Source organism: Planctobacterium sp. R6 (assembly GCF_055755215.1).
This window is the reverse complement of record NZ_JBVTQY010000005.1, coordinates 25,308-49,696: the sequence shown is the minus strand read 5'-3', so window position 1 is coordinate 49,696 and position 24,389 is coordinate 25,308. Positions and strand designations below refer to the sequence as shown.

General features: G+C 49.1%; 16 protein-coding genes. 12 read left to right on the top strand and 4 right to left on the bottom strand.

Annotated features, from left to right (window positions below; all coding sequences use genetic code 11):
• The first annotated feature begins 6 nt into the window (after positions 1-6).
• From AC0J20_RS05005 to AC0J20_RS04995, 3 genes are all read left to right on the top strand, one after another.
• On the top strand, positions 7-2,877 hold the full coding sequence (locus tag AC0J20_RS05005; RefSeq protein WP_473020865.1) for an FAD-binding and (Fe-S)-binding domain-containing protein: 2,871 nt from the start codon (positions 7-9) through the stop codon (positions 2,875-2,877).
• 108 nt (positions 2,878-2,985) lie between these two features.
• Entirely contained in the window at positions 2,986-4,707 is a 1,722-nt protein-coding gene (locus tag AC0J20_RS05000) for a DUF5060 domain-containing protein (protein ID WP_473020864.1), read from the top strand.
• A gap of 146 nt (positions 4,708-4,853) precedes the next feature.
• Positions 4,854-5,681 (top strand): phosphogluconate dehydrogenase C-terminal domain-containing protein, encoded by an 828-nt coding sequence (locus AC0J20_RS04995; RefSeq protein ID WP_473020863.1) that lies wholly within the window; start codon positions 4,854-4,856, stop codon positions 5,679-5,681.
• Positions 5,682-5,794: 113 nt separating this feature from the next.
• On the opposite strand, the gene AC0J20_RS04990 is transcribed toward AC0J20_RS04995, so the two are convergent.
• From AC0J20_RS04990 to AC0J20_RS04980, 3 genes are read right to left on the bottom strand one after another with little or no spacing between them, the layout of a single operon-like run.
• Positions 5,795-6,574, bottom strand: a complete 780-nt coding sequence (locus AC0J20_RS04990; RefSeq protein ID WP_473020862.1) for a 3-keto-disaccharide hydrolase — start codon at positions 6,572-6,574, stop codon at positions 5,795-5,797.
• On the bottom strand, positions 6,575-8,263 hold the full coding sequence (locus AC0J20_RS04985; protein WP_473020861.1) for a GMC oxidoreductase: 1,689 nt from the start codon (positions 8,261-8,263) through the stop codon (positions 6,575-6,577).
• Positions 8,264-8,272: 9 nt separating this feature from the next.
• Complete coding sequence (locus tag AC0J20_RS04980; protein WP_473020860.1) at positions 8,273-8,800, bottom strand: gluconate 2-dehydrogenase subunit 3 family protein; 528 nt, start codon at positions 8,798-8,800, stop codon at positions 8,273-8,275.
• A 592-nt stretch (positions 8,801-9,392) separates the two neighbouring features.
• On the opposite strand from AC0J20_RS04980, the gene AC0J20_RS04975 reads away from it, so the two are divergent.
• The 6 genes from AC0J20_RS04975 to AC0J20_RS04950 all read left to right on the top strand — a co-directional run bounded on the left by AC0J20_RS04975 (position 9,393) and on the right by AC0J20_RS04950 (position 18,167).
• Positions 9,393-12,332, top strand: coding sequence for a TonB-dependent receptor domain-containing protein (locus AC0J20_RS04975; protein WP_229529795.1), 2,940 nt, complete (start codon positions 9,393-9,395; stop codon positions 12,330-12,332).
• A 133-nt stretch (positions 12,333-12,465) separates the two neighbouring features.
• Positions 12,466-13,725, top strand: a complete 1,260-nt coding sequence (locus tag AC0J20_RS04970; RefSeq protein WP_473020859.1) for a ribulose-bisphosphate carboxylase large subunit family protein — start codon at positions 12,466-12,468, stop codon at positions 13,723-13,725.
• A gap of 1 nt (position 13,726) precedes the next feature.
• Complete coding sequence (locus AC0J20_RS04965) at positions 13,727-15,013, top strand: four-carbon acid sugar kinase family protein (RefSeq protein WP_473020858.1); 1,287 nt, start codon at positions 13,727-13,729, stop codon at positions 15,011-15,013.
• A 143-nt stretch (positions 15,014-15,156) separates the two neighbouring features.
• Complete coding sequence (locus tag AC0J20_RS04960; protein WP_473020857.1) at positions 15,157-15,825, top strand: aspartate/glutamate racemase family protein; 669 nt, start codon at positions 15,157-15,159, stop codon at positions 15,823-15,825.
• 21 nt (positions 15,826-15,846) lie between these two features.
• Complete coding sequence (locus AC0J20_RS04955; RefSeq protein WP_473020856.1) at positions 15,847-17,247, top strand: FGGY-family carbohydrate kinase; 1,401 nt, start codon at positions 15,847-15,849, stop codon at positions 17,245-17,247.
• 77 nt (positions 17,248-17,324) lie between these two features.
• Positions 17,325-18,167: a hypothetical protein gene (locus AC0J20_RS04950; RefSeq protein ID WP_473020855.1), complete on the top strand. Its 843-nt coding sequence runs from the start codon at positions 17,325-17,327 to the stop codon at positions 18,165-18,167.
• A 36-nt stretch (positions 18,168-18,203) separates the two neighbouring features.
• On the opposite strand, the gene AC0J20_RS04945 is transcribed toward AC0J20_RS04950, so the two are convergent.
• The gene (locus AC0J20_RS04945) at positions 18,204-19,001 is read right to left on the bottom strand and encodes a DeoR/GlpR family DNA-binding transcription regulator (RefSeq protein ID WP_229529801.1); all 798 of its coding nucleotides are present in this window, start codon (positions 18,999-19,001) and stop codon (positions 18,204-18,206) included.
• 467 nt (positions 19,002-19,468) lie between these two features.
• Here AC0J20_RS04945 and AC0J20_RS04940 point away from each other — a divergent pair, with 467 nt between their 5' ends.
• The 3 genes from AC0J20_RS04940 (at position 19,469) to AC0J20_RS04930 (ending at position 24,311) form a co-directional block, all read left to right on the top strand.
• Positions 19,469-20,269, top strand: a complete 801-nt coding sequence (locus AC0J20_RS04940; protein ID WP_473020854.1) for an alpha/beta hydrolase — start codon at positions 19,469-19,471, stop codon at positions 20,267-20,269.
• Between the two features lie 149 nt (positions 20,270-20,418).
• On the top strand, positions 20,419-21,156 hold the full coding sequence (locus tag AC0J20_RS04935) for a dienelactone hydrolase family protein (RefSeq protein ID WP_473020853.1): 738 nt from the start codon (positions 20,419-20,421) through the stop codon (positions 21,154-21,156).
• A gap of 239 nt (positions 21,157-21,395) precedes the next feature.
• Positions 21,396-24,311, top strand: coding sequence for a TonB-dependent receptor (locus AC0J20_RS04930; RefSeq protein ID WP_473020852.1), 2,916 nt, complete (start codon positions 21,396-21,398; stop codon positions 24,309-24,311).
• Positions 24,312-24,389 lie beyond the last annotated feature (78 nt).

Here is a 24,389-nt window from a genome sequence, read left to right as displayed (position 1 = left end):
AACACAATGAACAAGTCGGCATACCAAATACTGTCCGCCAGGTTATCGAGGTTTCTACCGGCTGAGCGAATTATCAGTGATTATGCTCAGCGTCTGGCGATGGGAGTTGATGCCAGCTTTTACCGGTTAGTTCCCGAACTGGTACTTATACTGGATACGGAAGAGGAAGTCGTACGGGTGGTAAAAGCAGCAGCTGACATTGGCCTGGCTGTTACATTTCGGGCTGCTGGCACCAGTTTATCTGGTCAGGCCCAGTCCGATTCCATTCTGATTACCCTGACGAATCGCTGGCGCAACCATGACATCCAGGATTTGGGGCTGAAAATTAAACTGGGGCCTGGAGTCATTGGGGCTGATGCCAACAAGTACCTGCTGCCGTATGGCAGAAAGCTGGGGCCAGACCCCGCGTCGATTAACAGCTGTAAGATTGGCGGCATTGCGGCGAACAACGCCAGTGGCATGTGCTGTGGCGTCGCGCAAAACAGCTATCACACCCTGGCCAGTATTCGCGTGGTACTTTACGACGGTGCGGTGCTGGATACGGCAGACCAGAGCAGTATTACTGCCTTTCGGACATCGCACGCGGTATTGTTGCAAAGCATTGCAAACCTGGCGGAGGAGGTGCGCAACGACACTGCTTTGCATGCCCTGATAAAACATAAATACAGGCTCAAAAATACCACCGGATATGCCATCAATTCACTGATTGATTTTGTTGATCCCATTGATATTTTGGCACATTTGATGATTGGCTCTGAGGGCACGCTGGGCTTTATCTCATCCATTACCTATCACACCGTGCGGGAAGATAAGTACCGCGCATCATCCATGGTGTTTTTTCCGGATATTCATACAACCTGCCTGGCGGTGAATGCACTCGCTGAGGCGAACGTCGCCGCTGTCGAATTACTGGATCGGCGCGCTTTGGCATCGGTCAGTGACATGCCAGGATTGCCGGCGTTTATCCATGATCTCGATAATAACGTTGCCGCGTTACTGATTGAAACCCGTGCCGCAAATGCCGACAAACTGGCAACACAGGTGCAGGCGTTACAGGCGTTGCTGTCCACCTTTAAACAAACCAATTGTATTGCCTTTACTGACGACAGCGAACGCTGTGCTCAGTTGTGGGCTATACGCAAAGGCACGTTTCCGGCGGTGGGTGCAGTCAGAGAAAATGGCACCACTGTGATTATTGAAGATGTGGCCTTCCCCCTTGAGCGCCTGGCTGAGGGGGTGGCTGCGTTGCAGGCGCTGTTTGAGCAATACCGGTATCACGAAGCCATCATTTTTGGTCACGCACTGGAAGGCAACCTGCATTTTGTGTTTACCCAGGACTTCGGTACTCAGGTTGAGATAGACCGCTACAAATCGTTCATGGACAGCGTATGTCAGTTGGTTGCGGTGGATTTTGGTGGCTCCCTGAAAGCCGAACATGGCACCGGCAGGAACATGGCGCCTTTTGTGGAGCTTGAATGGGGACCGAAGGGTCTGGCCATCATGCAAAAAATAAAGCATTTGTTTGATCCGCAAAATTTGCTTAATCCCGGGGTGATTATCAATGACAATCCGCTGGCACATATCACGCATTTAAAAGCGTTGCCTGCCGCCAACAGCATCATAGATAAATGTATTGAATGCGGTTTTTGCGAACCCGTCTGTCCTTCTAAAGATTTGAGTTTTACGCCGCGGCAACGCATTACTCTGTTCCGTGAGATCAGCCGTTTAGAGCGCTCCAAAGAGAATAAAGCATTGGTCGCTGAACTGGGGCAGGCCTTCGACTATGCCGGAATTGATACCTGTGCAGCGACGGGGTTGTGTGCAGACCGGTGTCCGGTGGGAATAAACACCGGGGATTTTGTCAGGGAGCGTCGGCAACAGCGAAATCACAAACACCAGCGCACAGCCAGTTTGTTAGCCAGACATTTTGCCAGGGTTGAAGGGGTTTCCCGCTTCGCGCTGTCGGTGGTATCAGCTTTGCACAAGGTGCTGGGCGATCGCGCAATGAGTTGCCTGACCGGCGTTGCAAGAACGCTGTCGTTTAATCAGTTGCCAAAATGGAACAAATTTACCCCACAAAAGGCCCGGTATCACTGGATATCAGAAACGACAGGCAATCCCCCGGCAGCGAAAACGGTGGTTTACATGCCCAGTTGTGCCAGCCGGACGATGGGCCAGGCAATCGGTGCGAAGGAGCAGCGCTCACTCACCGAGGTTACCCTGAGCCTGCTGCAAAAAGCCGGGTTTAACGTTATCAGCCCTAACTTTGACGGGGAGTGTTGTGGCATGCCATTCCAAAGTAAAGGCATGGCCCAGGCCGCAGCACAGAAACAGCAATCATTGCTGGCACGCCTGGAGACGCTAAGCCAACAGGGACGCTATCCTATTTTAATGGATACCAGCCCCTGCAGGGCTATGTTGCAGGGCGATGCCAGCAAGCATTTAGCTATCTATGAACCGGTGGCATTTGTCTCAGAGATATTGTCAGCGCATCTGAATTTCACGCCGGTAGATGACACTGTCATGCTGCATGTTACCTGTTCAAGCCGAAAAATGGGCCTGGCTGAGCAGATGCATAGTCTGGCAAGGCAGTGCAGCCGCAACGTGGTTGTACCGGAACATATTTACTGCTGCGGCTTTGCCGGTGATAAGGGGTTTACCACACCGGAGTTAAACGCCAGCGCCTTGTCTGGTCTGCGGGAACAAGTGCCGCAAGGCTGTAGCGCAGGGTATAGCAATAGCCGAACCTGTGAAATCGGTTTATCTCACCATGCCGGTATTGATTACCAGTCGATTTTATATTTGGTGGATAAAGCCACCACCAAAAACAAAGGGAATGCAATCCCATCAAACGGAAGTGGCAGTCACAGTGAATAAACATCAACGCTTTAGCAGGCAAATAGCCGCTTTTGTGGAGGCAACTGCCTGTTGTTTTTTCCTGCAATGAAATTAAACGTCAACCCAATCTACAAGAGGAAACAGTCTATGCGATGCAAGCCTATTCGATATTATCTGGTGTCTTTGCTGCTGATTTGGCTAACTGGTTGCGGCGTAATGGCTGCTGAACCATCGGTAGGCAATCACCGCGTTTTTGAAGCTGAGATCATAAACAATAATTCATACGAGAATAAGTTTAACGATGTGCAGTTACTGGTTGACTATGTCGCCCCTTCAGGCAAGAAATGGCCATTTTGGGGGTTTTATGACGGTGACGGCCAGGGTGGCGGTGATAAACAAACCGGCAATGTCTGGAAGATGCGTTTTATGCCCAATGAAACCGGGCGCTGGACTTACAGCTATCGCTGGAGTGATGGCACCAAAGGGGGCGAAGGCAGCTTTTTGAGCACGGCCGAAAATGCCGGCAAAGGTATGCTTCAACCGTATGAGAAAAACCCCCGTTGGTTTGCCTACAATGGGACGGAGCCGGTCTGGTTGAAGTCCTATTATGAAACGGGGCACGGGGGCATTGCTCAGGACTTTGACTGGATGAGCGACAATGTGTTTCAGCCTCTGATCGATAAAGGCTACAACCACTTACAGGTCAACTGGTTGATGTCACTGTGTTGTTATAAACAATATTACCTTGACGGTCCCAAACCCGACACACTTGACCTGACACTCTACGAGGAAGGTAAAGCATCTAGCACTATGAAGCTCAATGTCTGGAAAATGATGGAGCAACGTGTCGACTGGTTAAATGATCGCAATGTCGGGCTATATATGTTTATCGGCTTCGACGGCAGCCGCAATGACGGGCCGCGCTGGGAAAGCCTGAGCCAGGATGAGCAAGAGTTCTATGTTAAATATGCCGTCGCCAGGCTGGGTGCCTTTGCCAATATCGCTGGCTGGAATTTTGTCTGGGAAGTAGACGGCGGGCGAGAAACCCACGAACTGGGGTGGGCAAAGCTGATGCAAAAATACGACATTTTCAATCATCTGCGCACCTATCAGGATGAAATGCCCCGGGAAAATCATTTTGAAAAAGATGCCTACAACTTTGCTGCGGTAGAAAACCATTTAATCGTGGCGCCGGATAAAACCATGGAGCGTTACAACTATTGGCGCACCGCCTGGACCCACTACATGGCCGCATTGGTCGGCTATAAGGGTAAACCTGTGTACATGATGGAAGGAAATGCCTTGTGGCAGCGTTACTGGCATCCGCGTTCCGGCGCTAGTCAGGACGATCTGCGTCAGGCGGCCTGGGCCACCACAATGGCAGGCGCATCCTTTAACTGGAATGGTGCTGAATCGGAAAAAGGCTTGTATGCCCGTGGTCGCTATGGCCTGCCGGTTTTTGAAGAAAATCCCTTTTATTTATCGTCACAGTACGTGGATATCATCGCGCAGGTAATGAATAACGAAGTGCAGTTTCACACTTTGACCCCACAAAGTGATCAACTCACCGGCCACGATCCTTTCCGGGTGTTCGCGCTGGTGGAAGAAGGCGAACAGTACCTGGTGTTTTCCATGCACGGCGAGCCTTTCTCGTTGTTTTTAGCCGAAGGGAGCTATGACAATAACATCTGGATCAACGCAAAAACAGGGGAAACCCAACCGGTGAAACCGGTTACCGGTTACGGTGCCCTGGACATCAGCGCTAAGGGAAACAACAACCGTGAAGAATGGCCCCGGGCTGTGAGTTTTACGCCTCCTGATACTAAGACTGACTGGGTATTGGCAATTCGCAAACGACCTCAGTCCTGACCTTATCTGACCCGGCTGCCCCCATGCAATAGTGATGGTGGGCAGTGCGGGATAACTTATCGATATCTTTGAGGTTAGTGAGCAGGCAGAGCACGGCGTAAGCTGCAAAGATATCGCGTATTGGGCATTCGCCTTTGGAGATGAAAATGAAGAAAGTAGCAATATTGGGCGCAGGTGGGAAAATGGGGATCCGCCTGAGCAAAAACCTGGCGAAAACGGATTTTGATGTGCGTCATGTTGAGGTGGCTGAACCGGGGGTTGCCCGTTTAAACGCTGAAGTGGGCGCTACCCCGGTGGCCCTTGATGATGCCATCAAGGATGCGGAGGTGGTCATTCTGGCCATCCCCGATACCGTGATTGGCAAGGTTACACAGGTGCTGGTACCTAAACTGGAGACGGGTACTTTGGTCGTGATTCTGGATGGTGCGGCGCCGTTTGCCGGTCACCTGCCAGAGCGTGAAGACATTACCTATTTTATTTCGCACCCTTGTCATCCCCCCATCTTTAATGATGAAACTACAGAGGCAGGTCGCAAGGATTATTTCGGTGGAATTGCAGCGAAACAGGCTGTTGTAAACGCCTTGATGCAAGGCCCCGAGGAGCATTATGCCCTGGGGGATGAAATAGCCAAGGTCATTTATGCGCCGGTTTCCCGTACCCATCGCTGTACTGTTGAGCAGATGGCGTACCTGGAGCCCGGTTTATCTGAAACCGTTTGTGCCTCCTTGCTGATGGTGATGCGCCAGGCGATGGACGAGGTGGTGAAAAAGGGCGTTTCAGAAGAGTGTGCCCGGGATTTTTTACTGGGACACATGAATATTCTGAGTGCCGTTATCTTTAATGAAATCGAGGGCGTGTTCTCTGATGCCTGCAATAAGGCGATCGAATTTGGTATCCCTGCATTGATGCGGGATGACTGGAAACAGGTATTCGAGCGGGAGGAAATTCTGGCCAGTGTCGAGCGGATCACCTGACATTCAGTGGCTTGCTGGTCATTATCGGTCAGCAAGCCATTTATGCCACAACAGTAAAAATCTAAGACAGTAAAACTCATCTACAGCAACTGGCCCGGGGCGTTATTTTCGCACTAGGGCCGGGTGTGCTGTTTGCCAGACAAATCTAACAACTCAATGTCCTTAAACTGCACCGGATGACTTTCTGATTGCAGCGCTATGTAGCCACTGCTGAGTTTCGGGGCAACGGGAAACTCGTTGTCGGGATCATCCATGACCAGGTCGCTATACTGCATAACCTGTTCGCCATTTACCCAATGGGTAATCTGCTGGTGGCCTATGACTTCAAATTCCACCTGTACCCATTGCTCTGTGGGGTAGGTGTTTGAGCGGGAGTCAGTGCAGTGGTTAGTGGCTGGCTTACCTTCAAAAGTAACATTGGTGTTGGGCGTACAGACATTCGCTGTGGGTCGGGTATCGCCCTGGTCAGCGCCCAGCAATTGCGCTTCAATGGAATCCGGAAAAGCTTGTCTGAGGGACATGGTTTCCGGTGCCTGACTGTGCAACATGGCACCACTGTTCTTGTAGGCCCATTTTGGACCATCGGGAAGCTGCTCACCGATAAACCGGTAGCTGAAACGCAGCTTATAATGTGACAGTTTTGTCTGATAAAAGAGGTGACCAAATTGCTCGTTAAAATCCTGGTAGTGCTGGTAAGAAACGGTGAGTAAGCCATCCTGTACTACAAAGGTGTTTAACGGATCTTCATTCAGCGGATAGCCGCTGATCTTGGGGGTCCAGCCGTCGAGGTTTTTGCCGTTGAATATGGACTGCCAGTGTTCAATTTCCGCGTCTGCAGCGCAACCAATGCAGGGTAACACTGAGATAGCAGCAGTAAGATAGTATCGCAACATTTATAGGTTTCCTGTTTTCATTTGTTTTACAGCATAATCCGCCGCTCTTGCTGTCAGCGCCATAAACGTAATTGAAGGGTTCACGCAAGATATTGAAGAAAACGCCGCGCCGTCAGTGACAAACAAGTTACTGACCTCATGACTTTGATTCCATTGGTTGAGGTAAGAGGTTTTGGGATCTTTGCCCATACAGGCACCTCCCATTTCATGGACAAATCCGCCAGGTGAAACATTGTAATCAAAGCTCTCAACATTGTTCAGGCCTGCGGCGGTGAGCATTTCTGCGGCAGAGTGCTGAATGTCTTTTTTCATTTTTATGGCGTTTTCGCCGTAGGCGACATCGGTCACCAGCTGTGGCATGCCCCATTTATCTTTTAGGGTTTCATGCAAATACACTTTGTTGTTGTAGTCCGGCAATACTTCACCGTAACCGGCTAAAATAAATTTCCAGCCACCCGGTGAGCGCAGTTGCTGTTTCAGTTCTGCCCCTATACCTTGCTGGTTAATGCCGCGCCGCCAGTCGCGTCGCTCTGCACTGCCCTGAAAACCAAATCCCCGCAAATAGTCATTGCGCGGCGTTTCCAGATTGCGAAATCTCGGCAGGTAGACCCCGCCCGGGCGTCTGCCCTTGTAATACATGTCCAGGTGACCAGGCACATCGCCACGGGCACCCACGGCACCAACGTGATCCATAATATAATGGCCAAGCACCGTACTGCGGTTACCTATGCCGTTAGGGAAGGCCGCAGATCGTGAGTTAAGTAAAATTTGCACACTGGCCAGGGTTGAAGCGCACATAAAAATGATACGTGCCGATACCTCTATCCGCTTACCGGTTTTGGTATCCACATAGGCGACGCCTGTCGCTCTGCCTGATTGCTCACCATATAACACTTGTTGTACCTGGGCGTTGGCCCGCAGTGTCATATTGTTGGTTTTTTTCGCTGCCGCCAGGGCGCCGGACAGTGACGAATAATATCCGCCCCAGGAGCAGCCGCGCTGGCATTCATTGCGGGCCATACACATACCGCGACCTAATGCGAGATGCTCGGGTTGCGGTTGCGTCAGATGGGCAACCCGGGCAGGGATCAGTTTGCGTCCGGGAAATGCGCGTTCCAGTTTCGCTTTTATTTCCCGCTCAACAGTATTCATTGGCAGGGGCGGAAGGAACTTTCCGTCCGGTAGCACTTCAAGCCCTTCTTCGCTACCGGCAATGCCGATAAACGGCTCGACGTAATCATACCAGGGCGCAATGTCGTTATAGCGAATGGGCCAGTCAATGCCGTGGCCATCCTGAGCATTGGCAGCAAAGTCCAGCGCATTCCATCGATAAGACTGACGTGCCCAAAGCAGTGATTTTCCGCCAACCTTAGCGCTTCTTATCCAGGTAAAAGGTTGGTCTTGCTGGTAGGGGTTATTTTTGTCATTGATAAAATGATGTTTGGTAAAGTCGGTGAGGGCATAACTTTTTCTTTGTATGGGCTGTTCCGTGGCGAGCTCATCCTCCGGCACTCTTCCCCGATATTCCATCGACCAGGGCGGCAGAAATTCGGTTTTGTACTGGCCGTGCTCCAGTGGCTCGCCCCGATCGAGTACCAGAGTTTTATAGCCTTTTTCGCAAAACTCTTTGGCGGCGTACCCTCCGGACATGCCGGAACCGACTACTATAATGTCATAATCTGTATTCATGGGTTCTCCTTATGACCAGGCGCGTGCAATGTTTTTCAGTGGAATTTCGTAATAGGGGCCGGGTACCGGATCGTGCTGCAATTCAACACTGCCGCCAATTTCTGAGGTGTAATAGCCCACCAGGCTCAGCTCTTTGATGGTGCTGTAGAAGGGAACCTGGCCCAATTGCTCATCCAGACTCTTTACCGCTGCCAGTTGCTGTTCCTTCGACAAGGCATTAAAACCGGATTCCAGCTGGAACTTCCTGAATTCGGCAAGCCACTCTTGTGCCTCCATGCTGTGCACGCAACGGGACAACATCTGTTCTATAAAATCCGGAACACCTGCGGCAACCGCACCTGGCGTGTCGGTGGCAGGAATAATTATGTCAGTGATGATCGCAAGCGTGGTTCTGAGAGAACCGGACAGAAAAGTGTGTCCGGAACCGGACTGGCTATCTTCAATAGCAGCAAGCGCCAATTTGCTCAAAGGGGTAAGCGACACTCCCAGCAGTAATCCGCCCTGAATTAACAGTTGCCTCCTGTTTAAAACTTGCATCGCATTCTCCGTCTTTTGTGAACAAAAATGCTACAGAAAATTAACATTACTGTTTTTACTCTAAGCATCTCGCAATCGAATTTGTTAAAATAACAATCATAAACACTCATAAATACTCAAATAGGTTGCTGTGATAATCTGTTGTTGTTGTCAGAATCCTGCCTTTAAATGGGGTTTCTGGACATTAATCGCTCAGATAAGTGGGTGACTTTTGCCTGAGTCAGAATGATATAAGCCCAATAAATCCGCTGTTACCCGATTGGAAATAGGGTAAATCCGGGCGTTCAGGCTATTTAAATGACCTTAAATGATGGGTAACGATTATAAATGATTATTTAGGTGTTGCAACATGATTGTTAATGAGGTAAATTTTATGTTAATGGCTTTTTGCGCGATTAGACATGCGCATTTTTAAATGAGAAACCATGCAACAACTGATTAGCTGCCTGGTTTGTGCAACAGGGAGCTCAGCAGTAGTAAAGCGCACGTCCTGGAGACCCTCTGGATGATTCGTTTTTACTATAGCTTCAGTCGCAGAGAGCTATACATACTCAGCGTGCTGAGTCGATCAAAATATGGGGCACATATTATTATGAAAAAATTCAACAAATGTCCGCTGCGGACAGCAATTGTAGTCGGTTTATCGTCGTCCTTGTTTTTTACCGGACAGGCGTTCGCCCAGGAGCAGAATGAAAGCAACTCTGGTGAAAACCTCAGGGATGTTGAGAAAATCGCTGTTACCGGTTCGCGTATTCGCAGTGCCGATGTGACGGCGGCAACACCACTACAAACTATTGATGCTGAGTCGTTGCAAGACCAGGCTGTAATCAATGTTCAGGAAGCACTGCAATACAATCCGGCGTTTGGTATTGCCGGCGCCAGCAGAAGCACTTCCAATGATGATATTACCACGGTGGGTTCTGCGACCGTGAACCTGCGCAATCTGGGCGCAGACAGAACATTGGTATTGGTCAATGGCAAGCGGATGGTGGCCTCTTCTCCGGGGACTACCCAGGTTGATTTGTCCATGGTACCCACAGAATTTATCGACCGGGTGGAAGTACTTACCGGTGGTGCATCGGCGGTTTATGGCTCTGACGCCGTTGCCGGTGTGGTGAACATCATATACAAAAAAGATTTTGAAGGGCTTGTCTTCAACAGCCAGGCGGGCATTTCTGAAGAAGGCGATGACGAACAGTACAAATTTGATCTGACTGCGGGTCACAACTTTGATAATGACCGCGGTAATTTTATGATCAATGTTGGCTGGAGCAGACAAGGTGAAGTGAGATCAAGTGATCGCGATCGCACTTCAGAAGACTACACCAGCCTCGGTCATAACAACCGGGATCCTGCCACGGTATTTGAGCCTACCATTAGCCGCTCAGGTGTTATCGCGGGTGGGGTGGTTAACTCAGGTGGTGTTAACTATACCTTTGACAGTGCCGGTAATGCCGTGGTGTGGAATGGTACCCAGGAAGAGCGTTTTAATCGCAGACCTTACAAAACGATTGTGTCGCCGGTAGACCGCTTTACCGTGGCACTGCGCAGTAGTTATGACGTCAGTGAAGACCATACACTGTTTATTGAATCCAACTATGGTTTGGTAACCACCTCAGGCTATGCTGAGCCATCGCCTTTTGTTGCAAACAACGATGTGCTGGGTATCGGTGAAAACATCAATGTGGAAAACTATATTTTAAACCCGGCAACGGGCGAAACCACACTGACGCAAAACCCATTTTTGCCACAGATCATTATTGATAACGCCACTGACTCAAATAACGATGGCTTGCGGGACGTTGGTCTTAACCGTCGTCTGACTCAGTTTGGCCCAAATGGCCTGCGGGATACGCCTACCGAACGTGAATTGTTCCGGGTGGTACTTGGTTCGGAAGGTTATCTGAACGACAACTGGGAATACGATCTGCATTATTCTTATGGACGCACCACGCTTGACGGTCGAATGGATGGTCTTTTCCACGGCCCGAATCTGAAAGCCGCACTCACGGTGGCCCAGGACGTCTATGACCTGGACGGTGATGGCAGCACAACTGATGCAATCTGTGTCGATGCCGACGCACGTGGTCGCGGATGTGTACCGGTTAACTTCTACGGCGAAGGCACCATGACACCGGAAATGCTTGCTTATGTTGAGGGCAGCCTGTATCAGAATGCCGTGCAGGATATGCAGGTCATCTCTGCGAACGTCACCGGTGAAGTGTTCGAATTACCGGCCGGTGCCCTGGCCATCGCGGCAGGCATTGAATACCGCGAAGAATCAAGCGAGCACTATTTTGACCCGCTGACGAATAGCAATATGAACGGTTACATTCAGCACACTGATACCGCCGGGGAGCTGGATGTTTCTGAAGTGTATATCGAAGCCGTAGCGCCGGTGATTGACGGTGTAACCCTTAACGCGGCGTACCGCCTGTCAGATTATTCCACGGTGGGTGCTGTGTCTGCCTACAACGCGGGTATTGAATGGTCTGCTACTGAAGAACTGCGCTTCCGCGCTGTTTATGCTCACGCGGTTCGCGCGCCAAACATCGGCGAGTTGTTTGCTGCGGAGTCTGTATCCACAACATCCATTACTGATCCATGCGAAGGGATAACCAACGCTGACACTGGTGCGCTGGCAGAGAACTGTCGCGCCGCAGCGGGTGTACAGCAAAACATTGATGAGAACGGTTCGTTAACCCTCAATCAATCTGATGTACAGGGTGTCGGACTCTTGTCGACCAACAACCCGGGCATTAAAGAAGAAACGGCGAAAAGCTATACCATTGGTGCCGTGTATACCCCCACCAGTGACCTTTCATTCTCTCTCGACTATTACGACATTGAGATTGAAGATGCGATTTCCCGTGTGAATCCATCGGTGATTCTTGATAAATGTTACAACGATGGCATTGCCAGCTTCTGTGAATTTGTTGACCGTCGTCCGGCGGCGGCTACGCCCTGGAGTGCCGGCTCTGTTGAACAGGTAACGGTTGGTTTGGTAAACAGTGGTGGTCAGTGGACCAAAGGCTTTGATGTCACTGCGCGCTACACGACTGAGATGTTTTCCGGAGATGTTTCGCTTGATTTTAGCTGGACGCACCTGCTGGAAAAAGGTCTTATCCCGCTTGAGGGCGAAGCAGCAGACCGTTCAGACGGCGAAGTGGGTGATGCGGAAAACAAGGCGTTTATTGCCATCGGTTACCAGCAAGGCGCCTGGAATATGAACCTGATCACGCGCTATATCGGCGAGTCATATCTTGACGATACTTACTGGATGGACCGCTACGGTGCAGACGCAGGCAAAGACAACTTCAAGATTGACGCAAAAGTCTATGCAGATGCTCAGGTTAATTACTTCTTTGATGAGAACTATACAGTGACATTCGGGATTAAAAACCTGTTTGACACCACTCCACCGCCCATCATTGGAGGTTTACCAGGTGGCAGCGCAGATACAGGCACAGCAGCGGGCGTTTACGATGCCATCGGACGCAGCTTCTACGCCGGTCTACGCGTCAGCTTTTAAGCACAAACTAAAGTAAAAAAGGCATGTTGTGTGACGAACATCACGCAACATGCCTGTATTCGTTTAGATCGCGAAACTTTCACTCTCACTACAACGTTATCAGCGAGGAGTACTTAGCGTACGTTACAATGCCATGACAACAGATCGTATTTTAGCATCTTATTGGATCGAAACTGCCTACCCGCTGCAAGAGGCAGCAGACACAATGGCTGGAGAGCAATCAACGGGCACCTTTGTTCGGGTTCCTGGCGAAACCGACGAATTACGTGATGCACATGCCGCACGCGTGGAAGAAATTACCGACCTGGGCGAGGTGCAATCTGCCTCTTTGCCTGGCTCCGGTTTACCTAAAAACCGCAATGCCACACGGCGGGCCGCCAGGGTGACATTGTCCTGGCCCGTTGCCAATATGGGGCTCTCTTTACCAAATCTTTTAACCACCATCGCCGGCAATTTATCTGAACTAAAAGCGTTTTCCGGCCTGAAACTGCTGGACATTAAATTACCTGATGCTTTTCTCGAAAATTATCAGGGGCCGCAATTTGGTGTTGCCGGAACGCGAAAACTGGCGGGGGTTTATGACCGCCCCATCATAGGTACTATTATTAAACCCAGTGTGGGATTTTCTCCTGAGGCGACGGCGCAGCAGGTAAAGCTGCTGTTAGATTCCGGTGTCGATTTTATTAAAGATGACGAGTTACAGGCAAACGGGCCACACTGTCCTTTTGAGGCGCGCGTTAAGGCGGTTATGAAAGTGATCCGCGAACACCGCGACAAAACCGGTAAAATGGTGATGTATGCTGCAAACCTCACCGGCGAGATAGACGAAATGCTGTCCCGTCACGATGTAGTACTTGCTGAAGAGGGAACCTGTATCATGGCCAGCCTGAATTCCATTGGCCTGCCGGCCATGAAGGTACTTCGGGCACATTCACAATTGCCGATACACGGCCACCGCAATGGCTGGGGAATGCTGGCACGCTCGCCAGCCATAGGTATGAGTTTCATCGCTTACCAGAAACTTTGGCGCCTGGCGGGTATTGATCACACTCATGTCAATGGCATCGACAATAAATTCTGCGAATCCAACGACAGCGTTATCGCATCGGCCAGAGAGTGCCTGACACCCATGTTTGATGCCCCGGCTAAAGGCTGTGAGATCATGCCGGTTTTTTCTTCCGGCCAGTCAGTTCATCAGGTGGAAAAGACCTTTCAGGCAATGCGTACCACTGATGTTATGTATGCTGCGGGTGGTGGCATAATGGCCCATCCAATGGGACCTGCCGCGGGTGTTACAGCACTCAGACAAGCCTGGGATGCGGCAATTTCAGGTATCCCGGCGATTCAGGCAGCCAAAGATCATGCTGAACTGGCGGCTGCTTTGGGAGTATAACGTGGCATTACTGTACGGTTATTACGCAGATGATTTTACTGGCTCCACTGATGTGCTTGAACAGTTAGCTGAGGGGGGAGTGAGTGCAGTATTGTTTCTTCGGGTTCCGGACAAGGCGCTGTACCAACGATTTGAAGGGGTGAAAGCCATCGGTATTGCCGGTGACAGCAGAAGTCGTTCTGTGAGTTGGATGCAAGACAAGCTGCCACAAATGTTTAGCGCGTTACAGCACGCTGAAGTGGTGCACTACAAAACCTGCTCGACATTTGACAGCAGCCCGACGGTGGGCTCTATCGGCAAGGCACTGGAAATCGGTGTCGATTTGCTGGGTGGCCCGGCGGCTATTGTTGTGGCAGCTCCTCATCTGGGGCGCTATGTGGCATTTGGCAATCTGTTTGCTAAGGCCAATGACACTTTGTATCGCATCGACCGGCACCCGACTATGTCCTGCCATCCGGTTACACCTATGGCGGAAGCTGATCTCAGATTGCATCTGGCTGAACAAACCGGGCGCAAGATATCCTTACTGCCTCTGCCGGATTTGCACGCAGAAAATCAGCAAACCCAGTTTGAAAGCGCTGGCAACAACGCCGCTGCAATCCTCTTTGATGGTGTATCCGCCGATGATCTGGCAGCGACAGGAGCCCTGATTGCCAATAACAACATGCATTTTGCGGTTGGTAGTTCGGGCCTTACCAGAGCGCTCGTGTCTCAGTGGCGCAACAGGTCGCTGACCGAAGAAGATAAAATTCAGACACCTGCTTCGGCAGTTGAACACTTACTGGTATTGAGTGGTAGTTGCTCACCGGTGACCGGAGAGCAAATCGCAGTCGCCAAATCCAAAGGCTATGATGCCATACCGGTGAATATGACGGCATTGACCCGGGACGACGCAGAAGAGCGCCGTTTAGTCGCCGCTGCACTGGCTTCTCTGGCAGCGAAAAAAAGCTGCATTATTTATTCTGCTCAAGGGCCATTGTCCGGCCAACCTGAAGCGGCCGGGGAAGTACTGGGCGCTATGCTGGGCCGAATAGCCAAAAAGGTCGTGCAGGAAACCGGGCTTAAGCGCATCCTGTTTGCCGGAGGTGACACTTCCAGTCATGGTGTTGCGCAACTTAACGCGGATGCCATGACCTGGCAAGCGCCCATTGAAGTGGGCGCACCACTGGTGAAAATTCACTCTCTGGATACCAGTATCGATGGTCTGGAAATGGTGCTGAAAGGCGGTCAGATGGGCCAGCCCAATTTTTTCGAATCTGTGCGTTGTGGTCGTCAACTGGCAGAATAATCATAGGTTTATTATGTGTAACCTGGCAATTGCTTCCGGTACATCGCGCAGATCATTACGGCCGATAAATTTTTGTGACCGGTTGGCCGGCGAATTCGATACCGACGATGCGCAGCCATGCACACTTTAGAAGGAAAATTATTGTGAAAACATTAGCTTTAGTTCATACCTCACCGACACTCAGTCCATTGTTTAACGAGTTGACTGCGCGCATCATGCCGGATGTACGCATTCTGCATTTTGTCGATGAAAGTCTGATCAAAAATACCATCGCCAAAGGTTTTCTGGAAAAGTCTTCCATGAGACGCCTGATCACTATGGTAGGCTCCTGTTTTGATGCCGGTGCTGATGCTGTTCTTGTCACCTGTTCATCTATTGGACCAGCGGTTGATATCGCTGCACAGCTCTACGATAAGCCGGTGTTGCGGGTGGATCGTCCGATGGCGGAAAAAGCGCTTGATGCCGGTCGTCGTGTAGGAGTTATTGCAACTTTACCTACTACCTTAAAGCCGACTTCGGATCTGGTGCGCAATGTTGCAGCGCAGCAGGGCAAAGAGGTAGAGATTGTTGAGTACCTTTGCGAAGGTGCATTTGAAGCGGTCATGGCCGGAGACGGCGAAACTCATGATCGCATCGTTGCTCAGGGGTTAACCGAGGGCATGAAAAGTGTCGATGCAATTGTTTTGGCGCAGGCTTCAATGGCACGGGTACTGAGTACTTTACCGGAGGATGCCTTAACTGCACCCGTATTTTCCAGCCCCGAACTTGGCGTACAACGTGCCCAGGCAGTATTGCAAAGTCTCAGTTGCTAAGCAGGAATTAAGAAGGTAAGCATGCCAGACAACTCGTCGCAACATACCGTAGTCATTGATATCGGCAAAACCCATATCAAGCTGCACCTGTTAAATCGCGATTTTCAATCTGTGTTCTCCAGGCAGATGAAAAACAGCGTTGTAAATTATGGGGACTATCCAGGTTTCAATACTGAAGTCATTTGGCAATGGTTGATGGATGGTATCAAAGCTGTTGCGCAGGAATATCACATTGCGGCGCTGACGGTGACCACTCACGGCGCCACCGCTGCCTTGATAAATCGCGAAAACGACGCTGATGGTGGGTTAGTTTTTCCGATACTGGATTATGAATTTCCGGGGGTTCAAAGCGACACGTCGGATTACAGTGCCTTGCGACCAAATTTTAGTGAAGCTTACTCTCCGGATTTGCCGGCGGGACTGAATCTGGGCCGACAACTGCACTGGTTAAAGCAAAGTTTTCCGGAACAATTTTCTCAGGTAACCGACATTCTCATGTATCCCCAATATTGGGTGTGGCGCTTTACCGGCCAGAGATATTCTGAAATCACATCGTTGGGTTGCCACACCGATCTGTGGTCATTTTCGCGATGGGACTATTCAGCACTGGTAGACAAGTTAGGTCTGCGCCAACTAATGCCGCCCGTGAAACCCGCCTGGCATGATTGTGGTCAGCTGTTACCGGCGTTGTCTCAACAGCTGGGCCTTAGCGCTGATTGTCGTTTTTTTAATGGCGTTCACGACAGTAATGCCAGCTTTTTACGTTACCGCCTGACACAGGGCGATGCTCCTTTTACGGTAATTTCGACGGGTACCTGGACCATATTAATGGCTTCCCGAACACCATTGGACAAGTTGAATGCCGACAAGGATATGCTCGCCAACATTGATGTGACTGGTCAGCCGGTAGCCTGCGCCCGGTTTATGGGCGGGCGAGAGTTTGAAGTTATTTGCGAGCAAGCCGGCTCCTGGCTTGGTGAGCAGTTCAGCGTTCAGGATGTAGCGCACGTTATCCAACAATCGGTGTTTGCATTACCGGATTTCAGTGAGGGCAGTGGACCTTTTGGCGGAAAAAAAGGGCGCTTTGTCGGTGATATTAATCAGATAAGCGGCATTGCATTGGCAACGCTCTACTGTGCGCTGATGATTGACTATCAGCTGGACATGCTGGGCACACAGGGACCGGTATTCATTGAAGGTGCTTTTTTGAAAAACCCGTTGTTATGCGAACTTGTGGGTCAGTTGCGCGCTGAGCAGCCGGTATTTTTGTCCCGCGACAGCACCGGAACCGTGCAAGGTGCTGCCTGTTTAACTCATTGGGATAATGCTCAATGTGAACTCGGATTACGAGAAGTACACAAATCGACTCTTTCAGGACTGACGTCGTATCGCACTCAATGGCGTGCACTGGCTGAACTGTAGCCGGCAATGTCATGCTGTTGAAAGGTTGGTTTTTGCGGATGTGGTGCCCGAAGCACAGTTAATTTTAGGAAATTTTTATGCAAGTTTTGTTGTTTATAGTGTTGGGTCTTTTGGCTTTGTTGGCTTCCAGCCTCAGTGTTGCTCAACCGGTCACGCTCAGTGAAACAGACTGGCACGGAAGTGACACCTATAAAATTACTATGCCGATGGGAACCGTGTATTTTGAAAAGGGCAATGGCATATCAGGGTTTAAGAGTTTCATTGATTCTCAAGGCAACGACTGGATTGCTTCGTACCTGCCTCCGGGTCCCAAAGGCGAATACCGTGGATTTCCAAATAGCGTGGGGGGCTTTGGTCACGCGGGTCGCGATAGCGGCTCGGTGACCAGGGTTGTCAATAATATTATCCAGGGCGATGTGGTTATACTGGAGTCCAGCAATCCGTATTTCACCTTTCGGTATCACTTTTTTGCAGATCGCATCGCTGTTGAAGTTCTGGAGTCTTCCGGTAAAGCCTATCCCTTTATTCTTGAAACGGTCGCCGGAGGGAGTGCAGATGCTGAAGATTTTTTCGTCACTGCTGATGGTGTCAGGCACATTCCTACCGTAGCGGGGGAGCTGGATGATTTCACTCCGGAGTGGATATACATTGGCGATCCCAAGGTCAGGGATGTGATGTTTTTTGCGAAGACACCGGAAGATGATGCCCCTAACGAGAATCATCGTCAGATTCTGGATGGCAATGTTCACAATATGGATCTGTACAGTTTTGGTCGCACCGGACCGGAACAGGGTTATACGGTTAAAGGGATGCAGGGCAACCGACATGTCGCCATTATTGGGTTTACGTCAGGAGAAAAGTCTCACCAGGAGATTGCCACCCTGATTGAAGGGTTTATGGCGCAACCTTTCACACCCTGATGCCTTATCGGCAGTGCATCAGGGCTGCTGCTTTGCTTAATTGCTGCGAGCCACAGGTGCGAGAATAACTTCCACGTTGTGCTTTTTCAGCATATCAAGCTGTTCTTCAGTGACGCCATCATCGGTGATTAGCACGTCTACTTCTTCCAGCTCGCACAAGATCAAACTACTGCGCTTTCCAATTTTAGAACTGTCGGCCAAAACAATAAGTTGATCGGCTTGTTTCAGCAATTTACGCTCAGAAAGGATCAGCAAAGGATCTGTTTCCATCAGGCCGAACTCGCTAATGCCGGGAGTGCCCATAAACATTTTGGAGCCGTGGTAATTGGGGATACAGTCATTGTCAAATGAGCTTAATATGATGCTTTGTTTGCGGTAAATCTCTCCACCCGGTAACGTAATCTGACAATCACTGTTTTCTGCCAGTTCGGTGGCTAAGGCAAACGAGTTCGTCAGTATATTCAAATGGCGACTATACAGCGCGTCCTTCATCATATAGGTACTGCTACCGCCATTGATAATGATGGACTCACCGTCTTCACACAATGACACTGCCTTGGCGGCAATGGCTTGCTTTTTGTCCTGATGTGTTTCGGCATCCACCAAAAAAACGGAGCCTTTTAAATGGGTTCGTCCTTTTGTTGACCCTACCGGGTTGTTTGACTGAGCGCCGCCGCGGATCTTGGTCAGCAGGTTGCGTTTCGCAAGCTTGGTCAAATCACGTCGTATGGTAGCCTCAGATGCTCTCAGTTGTGAGGACAGCGTAGGCACGGACGCAAAACCACTTTCGGCCAGCAACTCCAACAATAAATGGTGTCTTTGTTTTTCAAGCATATAGTGCACGTTTCCTTGGGAACAATAATCATTATTAAGGTCCTTCAATCAACGGCCATCAATTTCAGCGCGACAAAACACTTTTGTCAGCAATTTACATGACTAAAAAAGGCACCTTTTGAAAGAATAATACCAGTAAAGCCTTCCAATGACTAAATTTACTTGAACAAATTGTGAAAAAATTCATCCGTTGCTGCAGCCATAAAAATAGGTTGGGTATTGTCATATCTGGTGTTGCCCAAGTTATTTAGTGGGTAGCAAATAATGGCTCTGCAATTTCACGCCTTGTCTGTAATCCCGCTTTTAACATCTGGCCCAGCAGTGGGCTGCAATTCCCTGAGTAGTCAATAAATCCAACCTATCGTCTAAAACATCGTACCTAAGGTCCAAAGGTGCATTTCCTCTGTTGCGCATTTATCAAATATTTTAAACACTCCCGGCCGGTTTATCACACGAACAGGTCAATTATGCTCATCAAATTGCTACGATTAATTAGTATCTTGTTGCCCACAATGGCGGCCAAAATTGTCAGGAATCTGATACTTACACCGAGAATTGCGGCGCATAAACAGACACTGCCGCAAGCTGATGCAACGATTGAGGTAAATGAAGATACCCAGCTTAAACTCTGGCAGGGCAGCGGAAAAACCGTATTGTTGATGCATGGCTGGTCAGGTTCGGTTGAAGATTTTACAACCTTGTTTCACGCTCTCAGAGCACGTGGCTACCGCATTGTTGCGCCGATTCCCGCCGGTCATGGAAAAACTAATTCAGGATTATCTCATCCCGGAAAATTTATCCAGGCTATTGAAGATTGCATCGCCAGGGTGAATCTGCCGGTGGATGTGGCTATTGGACACTCAATGGGGGCTAGTGCTCTGGGTTACATTGCCGCCAGGCGAGATGATTTTGAACAACTGATATTGATTGCTCCTGCCATAGATTTTACCGAAGTGTTGGCAAAACTCTCCACGAAATTAGGCTTAACGCCCGTTGCAAAACAAAAATTTTTGCAATTGGTAGATGAGCTTGTAGGGATCCCAAGGGAGCAGTTAAATCTGATGATGAGCAGCAAGTTACTGAGCAGAGGTGGCATGTTAGTACATGATCTAAACGACAAAGAAGTGGCGTTTAATGATGTGCTCAGATTGCAGCAGTCTTGGTCCGGTTCAAAGTTGTTTCGAACTCAGGGATTGGGCCATCGCCGGATATTAAATGATGAGCTTGTCTGTGAGCAGATTGTGCTGTTTACCGAAGCAGCGAATTAGAAGCAAACAGGTTGTTGCAATGTAGAAACGAGTAGGCCAAATTTCGAATTTCATAACGACAAACAGTTTCAATTTCTGGACTATTGGCGCCTTTGCAGCCGGCAAGCTCGTGCAAGCTTCAGAATTCCAATTTTCGGGAAGCTCTACAAATGAAACTATTAAAAATGCTGGTGTTTTCTGCCTTACTTTTCAATGCATCCAATGGCAATGCGGAACAGGTAAGCTTTTCGACTGCAGATAAATTTACCCTACAGGGCAGTTACTATAAGCCAAAAGCACAAAGTCAAAAAGCTGTGCTAATGCTGCATCAGTGTAATTTTAATCGCACTATGTATGAACAAATTGGCCAAGGCCTGGCCGTGCTTGGTATTCATGCCTTAAGTATCGATTTACGGGGTTTTGGGGACAGTGCAACAGACGCCTTTGATATGACCAGGGCAGATGAGCTTTCTGCACAAGAAAGTAGTGCGCTGATTAAAAAGTTATATAAATTGTGGCCTTCAGACGCCATGACAGGGCTTGAGTTTTTGCAAGACAAAGTGGGAGCCAATGGCAAAATAGGTGTTATAGGTACGAGTTGTGGAGGTTCTTTGGCGCTGAAGCTGTCAGCATCTTTTCCCTTTTCTGCTGTGATCTTGCTCTCTTCTGCGCAGGGTGAAAAAAATACACAAAGATATGAGCATCTGCTGCAGTTTTCACCCACGCTGCTGATTGCTTCTGTTGAGGATGAAGCGGCATATCAAAGTGCGCAAAAGCTGTTTGGTGTCGCAAAACATGTTGCCTCAAAGTTTCTGAGTTATACCGGAGATGCCCATGGTCATCCGCTGTTTAAACAAGATCCGCTTTTACAATCTGAGATCGTAAACTGGCTTGCCATCAATCTTTAAAATCTGCGTTACCTGTTCATTATTGAATTCCTTCGTTTGGCCCTCTTAAAACAGGGCTTTTTTTACTTTGCCCTGTGCTGAATGCTTAATCTAAGAATATTAAAAATCCGTTATAGAAACTGCCATAGCCGTTTCACTACGCCGTTATCCCCGTTTGTGTCGAATTTCCCCTGCCAAAGTTGCATTTGTATAGCCTACTCCGTTGTAAAAGCTTTTTTGCAATTAACACAGGAAATTACATGCACACAAAAAAACTAATTGCCCGTGCGGTTGCCGCAGCACTTATTGCTGGTAGCGCCAATGCAGTGGCACAAGAATCTCTGGACAACGATGCCGTTGAACGCATTGCGGTTACAGGCTCAAGTATTAAACGAACTGATTTAGAAGGGGCGTTGCCCATTACTACGCTGTCAGCAGACGACATCGCAAAAACCGGTGTTACCTCAGTGCCCGACCTGATAGCAACAATTCCAAGTATGCAGGGATTTACTACGGGTACACAGTCTGTTGGTGGCGGTGGTGCTGGTATTTCGTCGGCTTCGTTGCGCGGTATTGGTGATGAGTACACGCTGGTATTGTTAAATGGCAAGCGCCTGGCACCAGCTGGCTCCGGCAGTGCTGTGGATGTAAATTCAATTCCGATTTCTGCGATAGAGCGGGTTGAAGTGCTGACCGACGGTGCTTCTGCTTTATATGGTTCGGATGCGATTGCTGGTGTTGTTAACTTTATATTGAAGAAAGATATACAGGAAACCACTTTCGATGTGCGCTACGACGTACCCGAAGATACTGGCGGTGAAAACTATACGTTTAACTTTACCACGGGGTTTGGTGATCTCTCTCGGGACGGTTTCAATGTCTTTGTTTCCTATATGCGAGAAGACCAGGAGGCCCTGGCTTCCCGTGACAGAGAACATGCCAGAACAGGAATCATCCCCTTTAATTACAACGGGCAAGATTTGGTCTTTGTGGCTGATTCTTCTAATGCCATCCCTGCTACGGCGACACTGCGCTTTAATGATGGTTATGAAATCGGCATCAATCCTTTCCGGGAAATGAATGGCCAATGCGCACCGGATAATGTACCCAGTGACACGGTTGCCTTTCTGGATGGTGAACAGGTGGGTGAATATTATGCCTGTCGATACGACTTCACCAGCACTTTGGAAATTGTTCCTGAATACACGCGAGATAACCTGATCATTGGTGGGGTAGCGGAAATCAATGACTCTGCCGAGGTCTATAGTACGGTGTCCTATTCCAGATTTGAGCTAACATCTCGAATTGCACCGTATCCCACCGGTAATTTCCCGGTTGCTCAGGATAACCCTTTGTTCGCCGAGTATATCTATCCCAGTTTACCTGCCGAGTTTCAGGAGCGTGTAGACAACGGCGAACTGGTTCGCTCTACGGCGGCCTGGCGCTCTTTACCGGGCGGCAATCGCACCAATGAATACACTACAGATAGTTTGTTTTTGGATTTAGGTATTCGGGGCGAATGGAACAGCACTGTGTCATATGACTTTTCAGTTACTTATTCTGACTCAGAGCGAGAAGATGTAATTATTACCGGGTATCCAATTCAGGAAGATTTTTTAGCCCTGCTTAGCTCCGGTGATCTGGATGTATTCACCACCGCGGATAATTTGTCTGAAGAGGAGATAAACGCGCTCAGAGCAACTATGTATAGTGGACTGGATACGGTGACCGATACAGAGTTATTAACAGTTAATGGTAATTTCTCAGCTCCGGTATTTGAGTTACCTGCCGGTGATGTATACCTGGGTGGTGGCTTTGATTATCGTGAAACTACCTATTCTCGCCGGGGCTCAGAGGCCAATCAACGTGCTGTCATTCTGTTTTCAGATGCCGATCCGCAATTTGATTTAGAAAGGGAGACCTACGGTATTTTCCTGGAAACTATCGTCCCGGTATTTGAAGGCTTCGAGGTTACAGCTGCTGTTCGTTATGACGATATCTCTGCTGTTGAAAATACAGTTGTTCAGAATCCGATTGAACTGGCGCAATACCTTGAAGACGGCACTATTGGTGGCAACCTGTTAACGGATATTGATGGCAATGTTATCGCAAATGGGTTTACTAGTGATGTAAGTGAAGACCTGGATGATACCACCTATAAAGTAAGTGCTTCCTATCGCCCCAATGAAAACTGGTTACTGCGTGCTTCAGTAGGTACCGGCTTTAAAGCGCCTACCATGCGTGAAATTGCCGAACCTCTGATCCCCTTTGGGGTAACTGGTGGAACCTTTGCCTGCCCGTTCCCGAGCAGTGACCCAATGGCCGCTTATTGTGTTCAGGGCCTGGCGCAGTATGACGTGTTCCGACAGGGTAATCCCAATTTGAATCCTGAAGAGTCTGAGCAACTTTCCGTTGGCTTTGTGTATTCCGGCGACAATGGTTTCAGTGTTTCGGTTGATTACTGGGAAGTCGATCTTGAGAATGTTGTTCAGCGTCCGACGGAAGCCAATATCTTCAACGACCCGGACACTTACCGCGAGTTATTTACCACTAAATTTGATGAAGGGCTGGGGCAAGATGTATTGGCTATTATTCAGGGGCCGGTGAACGTCGGTGAACAGAATAATGCCGGTATTGATTGGACTGTAAACTTCACAAATGAATTTGGCTGGGCTGATCTTAAGACTTCATTATCGGGAACCTACATAATCGAAAGTGAATCTCTGCAGGTTGGTTCAACTGATGTCTTCGAAACCAGCTTAGGTCGCAAAGGACCAGATGACGATGTAGTTTTCCGCAACAAGATTCGCATCGTTAATACCTTAAGTCATGGTGATTTCGTACACACCTTAAATATTGCTTACCAAAGTGGTTATGCCGATAGCTATTTCCCTGGCGGTAGTTTTGCGATTCGTAACCCGGGTCCTGAAAATGATTTATCTATCATTTATGATGGTGGTGTACAGCTAAAAGTCCCCTCCCATACCATTGTTGATTGGGTGACCCGTTACAATTACAACCAGAACCTGACTGTCTCGGCCGGTATCAACAACCTGTTTGACAAGCTACCTCCACTGGCATTTGGTGAAGGCGGTGGTCACCAGGAAGGCTTTGACCCCAGATATTTTGATTCCTATGGCAGGACTTTTTATCTACAAAGTCAGTACAAGTTTTAATTAACTTAAACTAAAGCCCCAAAGTTACTCTACTTTGGGGTTTATTTTTTAACTATAAAACTGTCTCAAAACCCCATT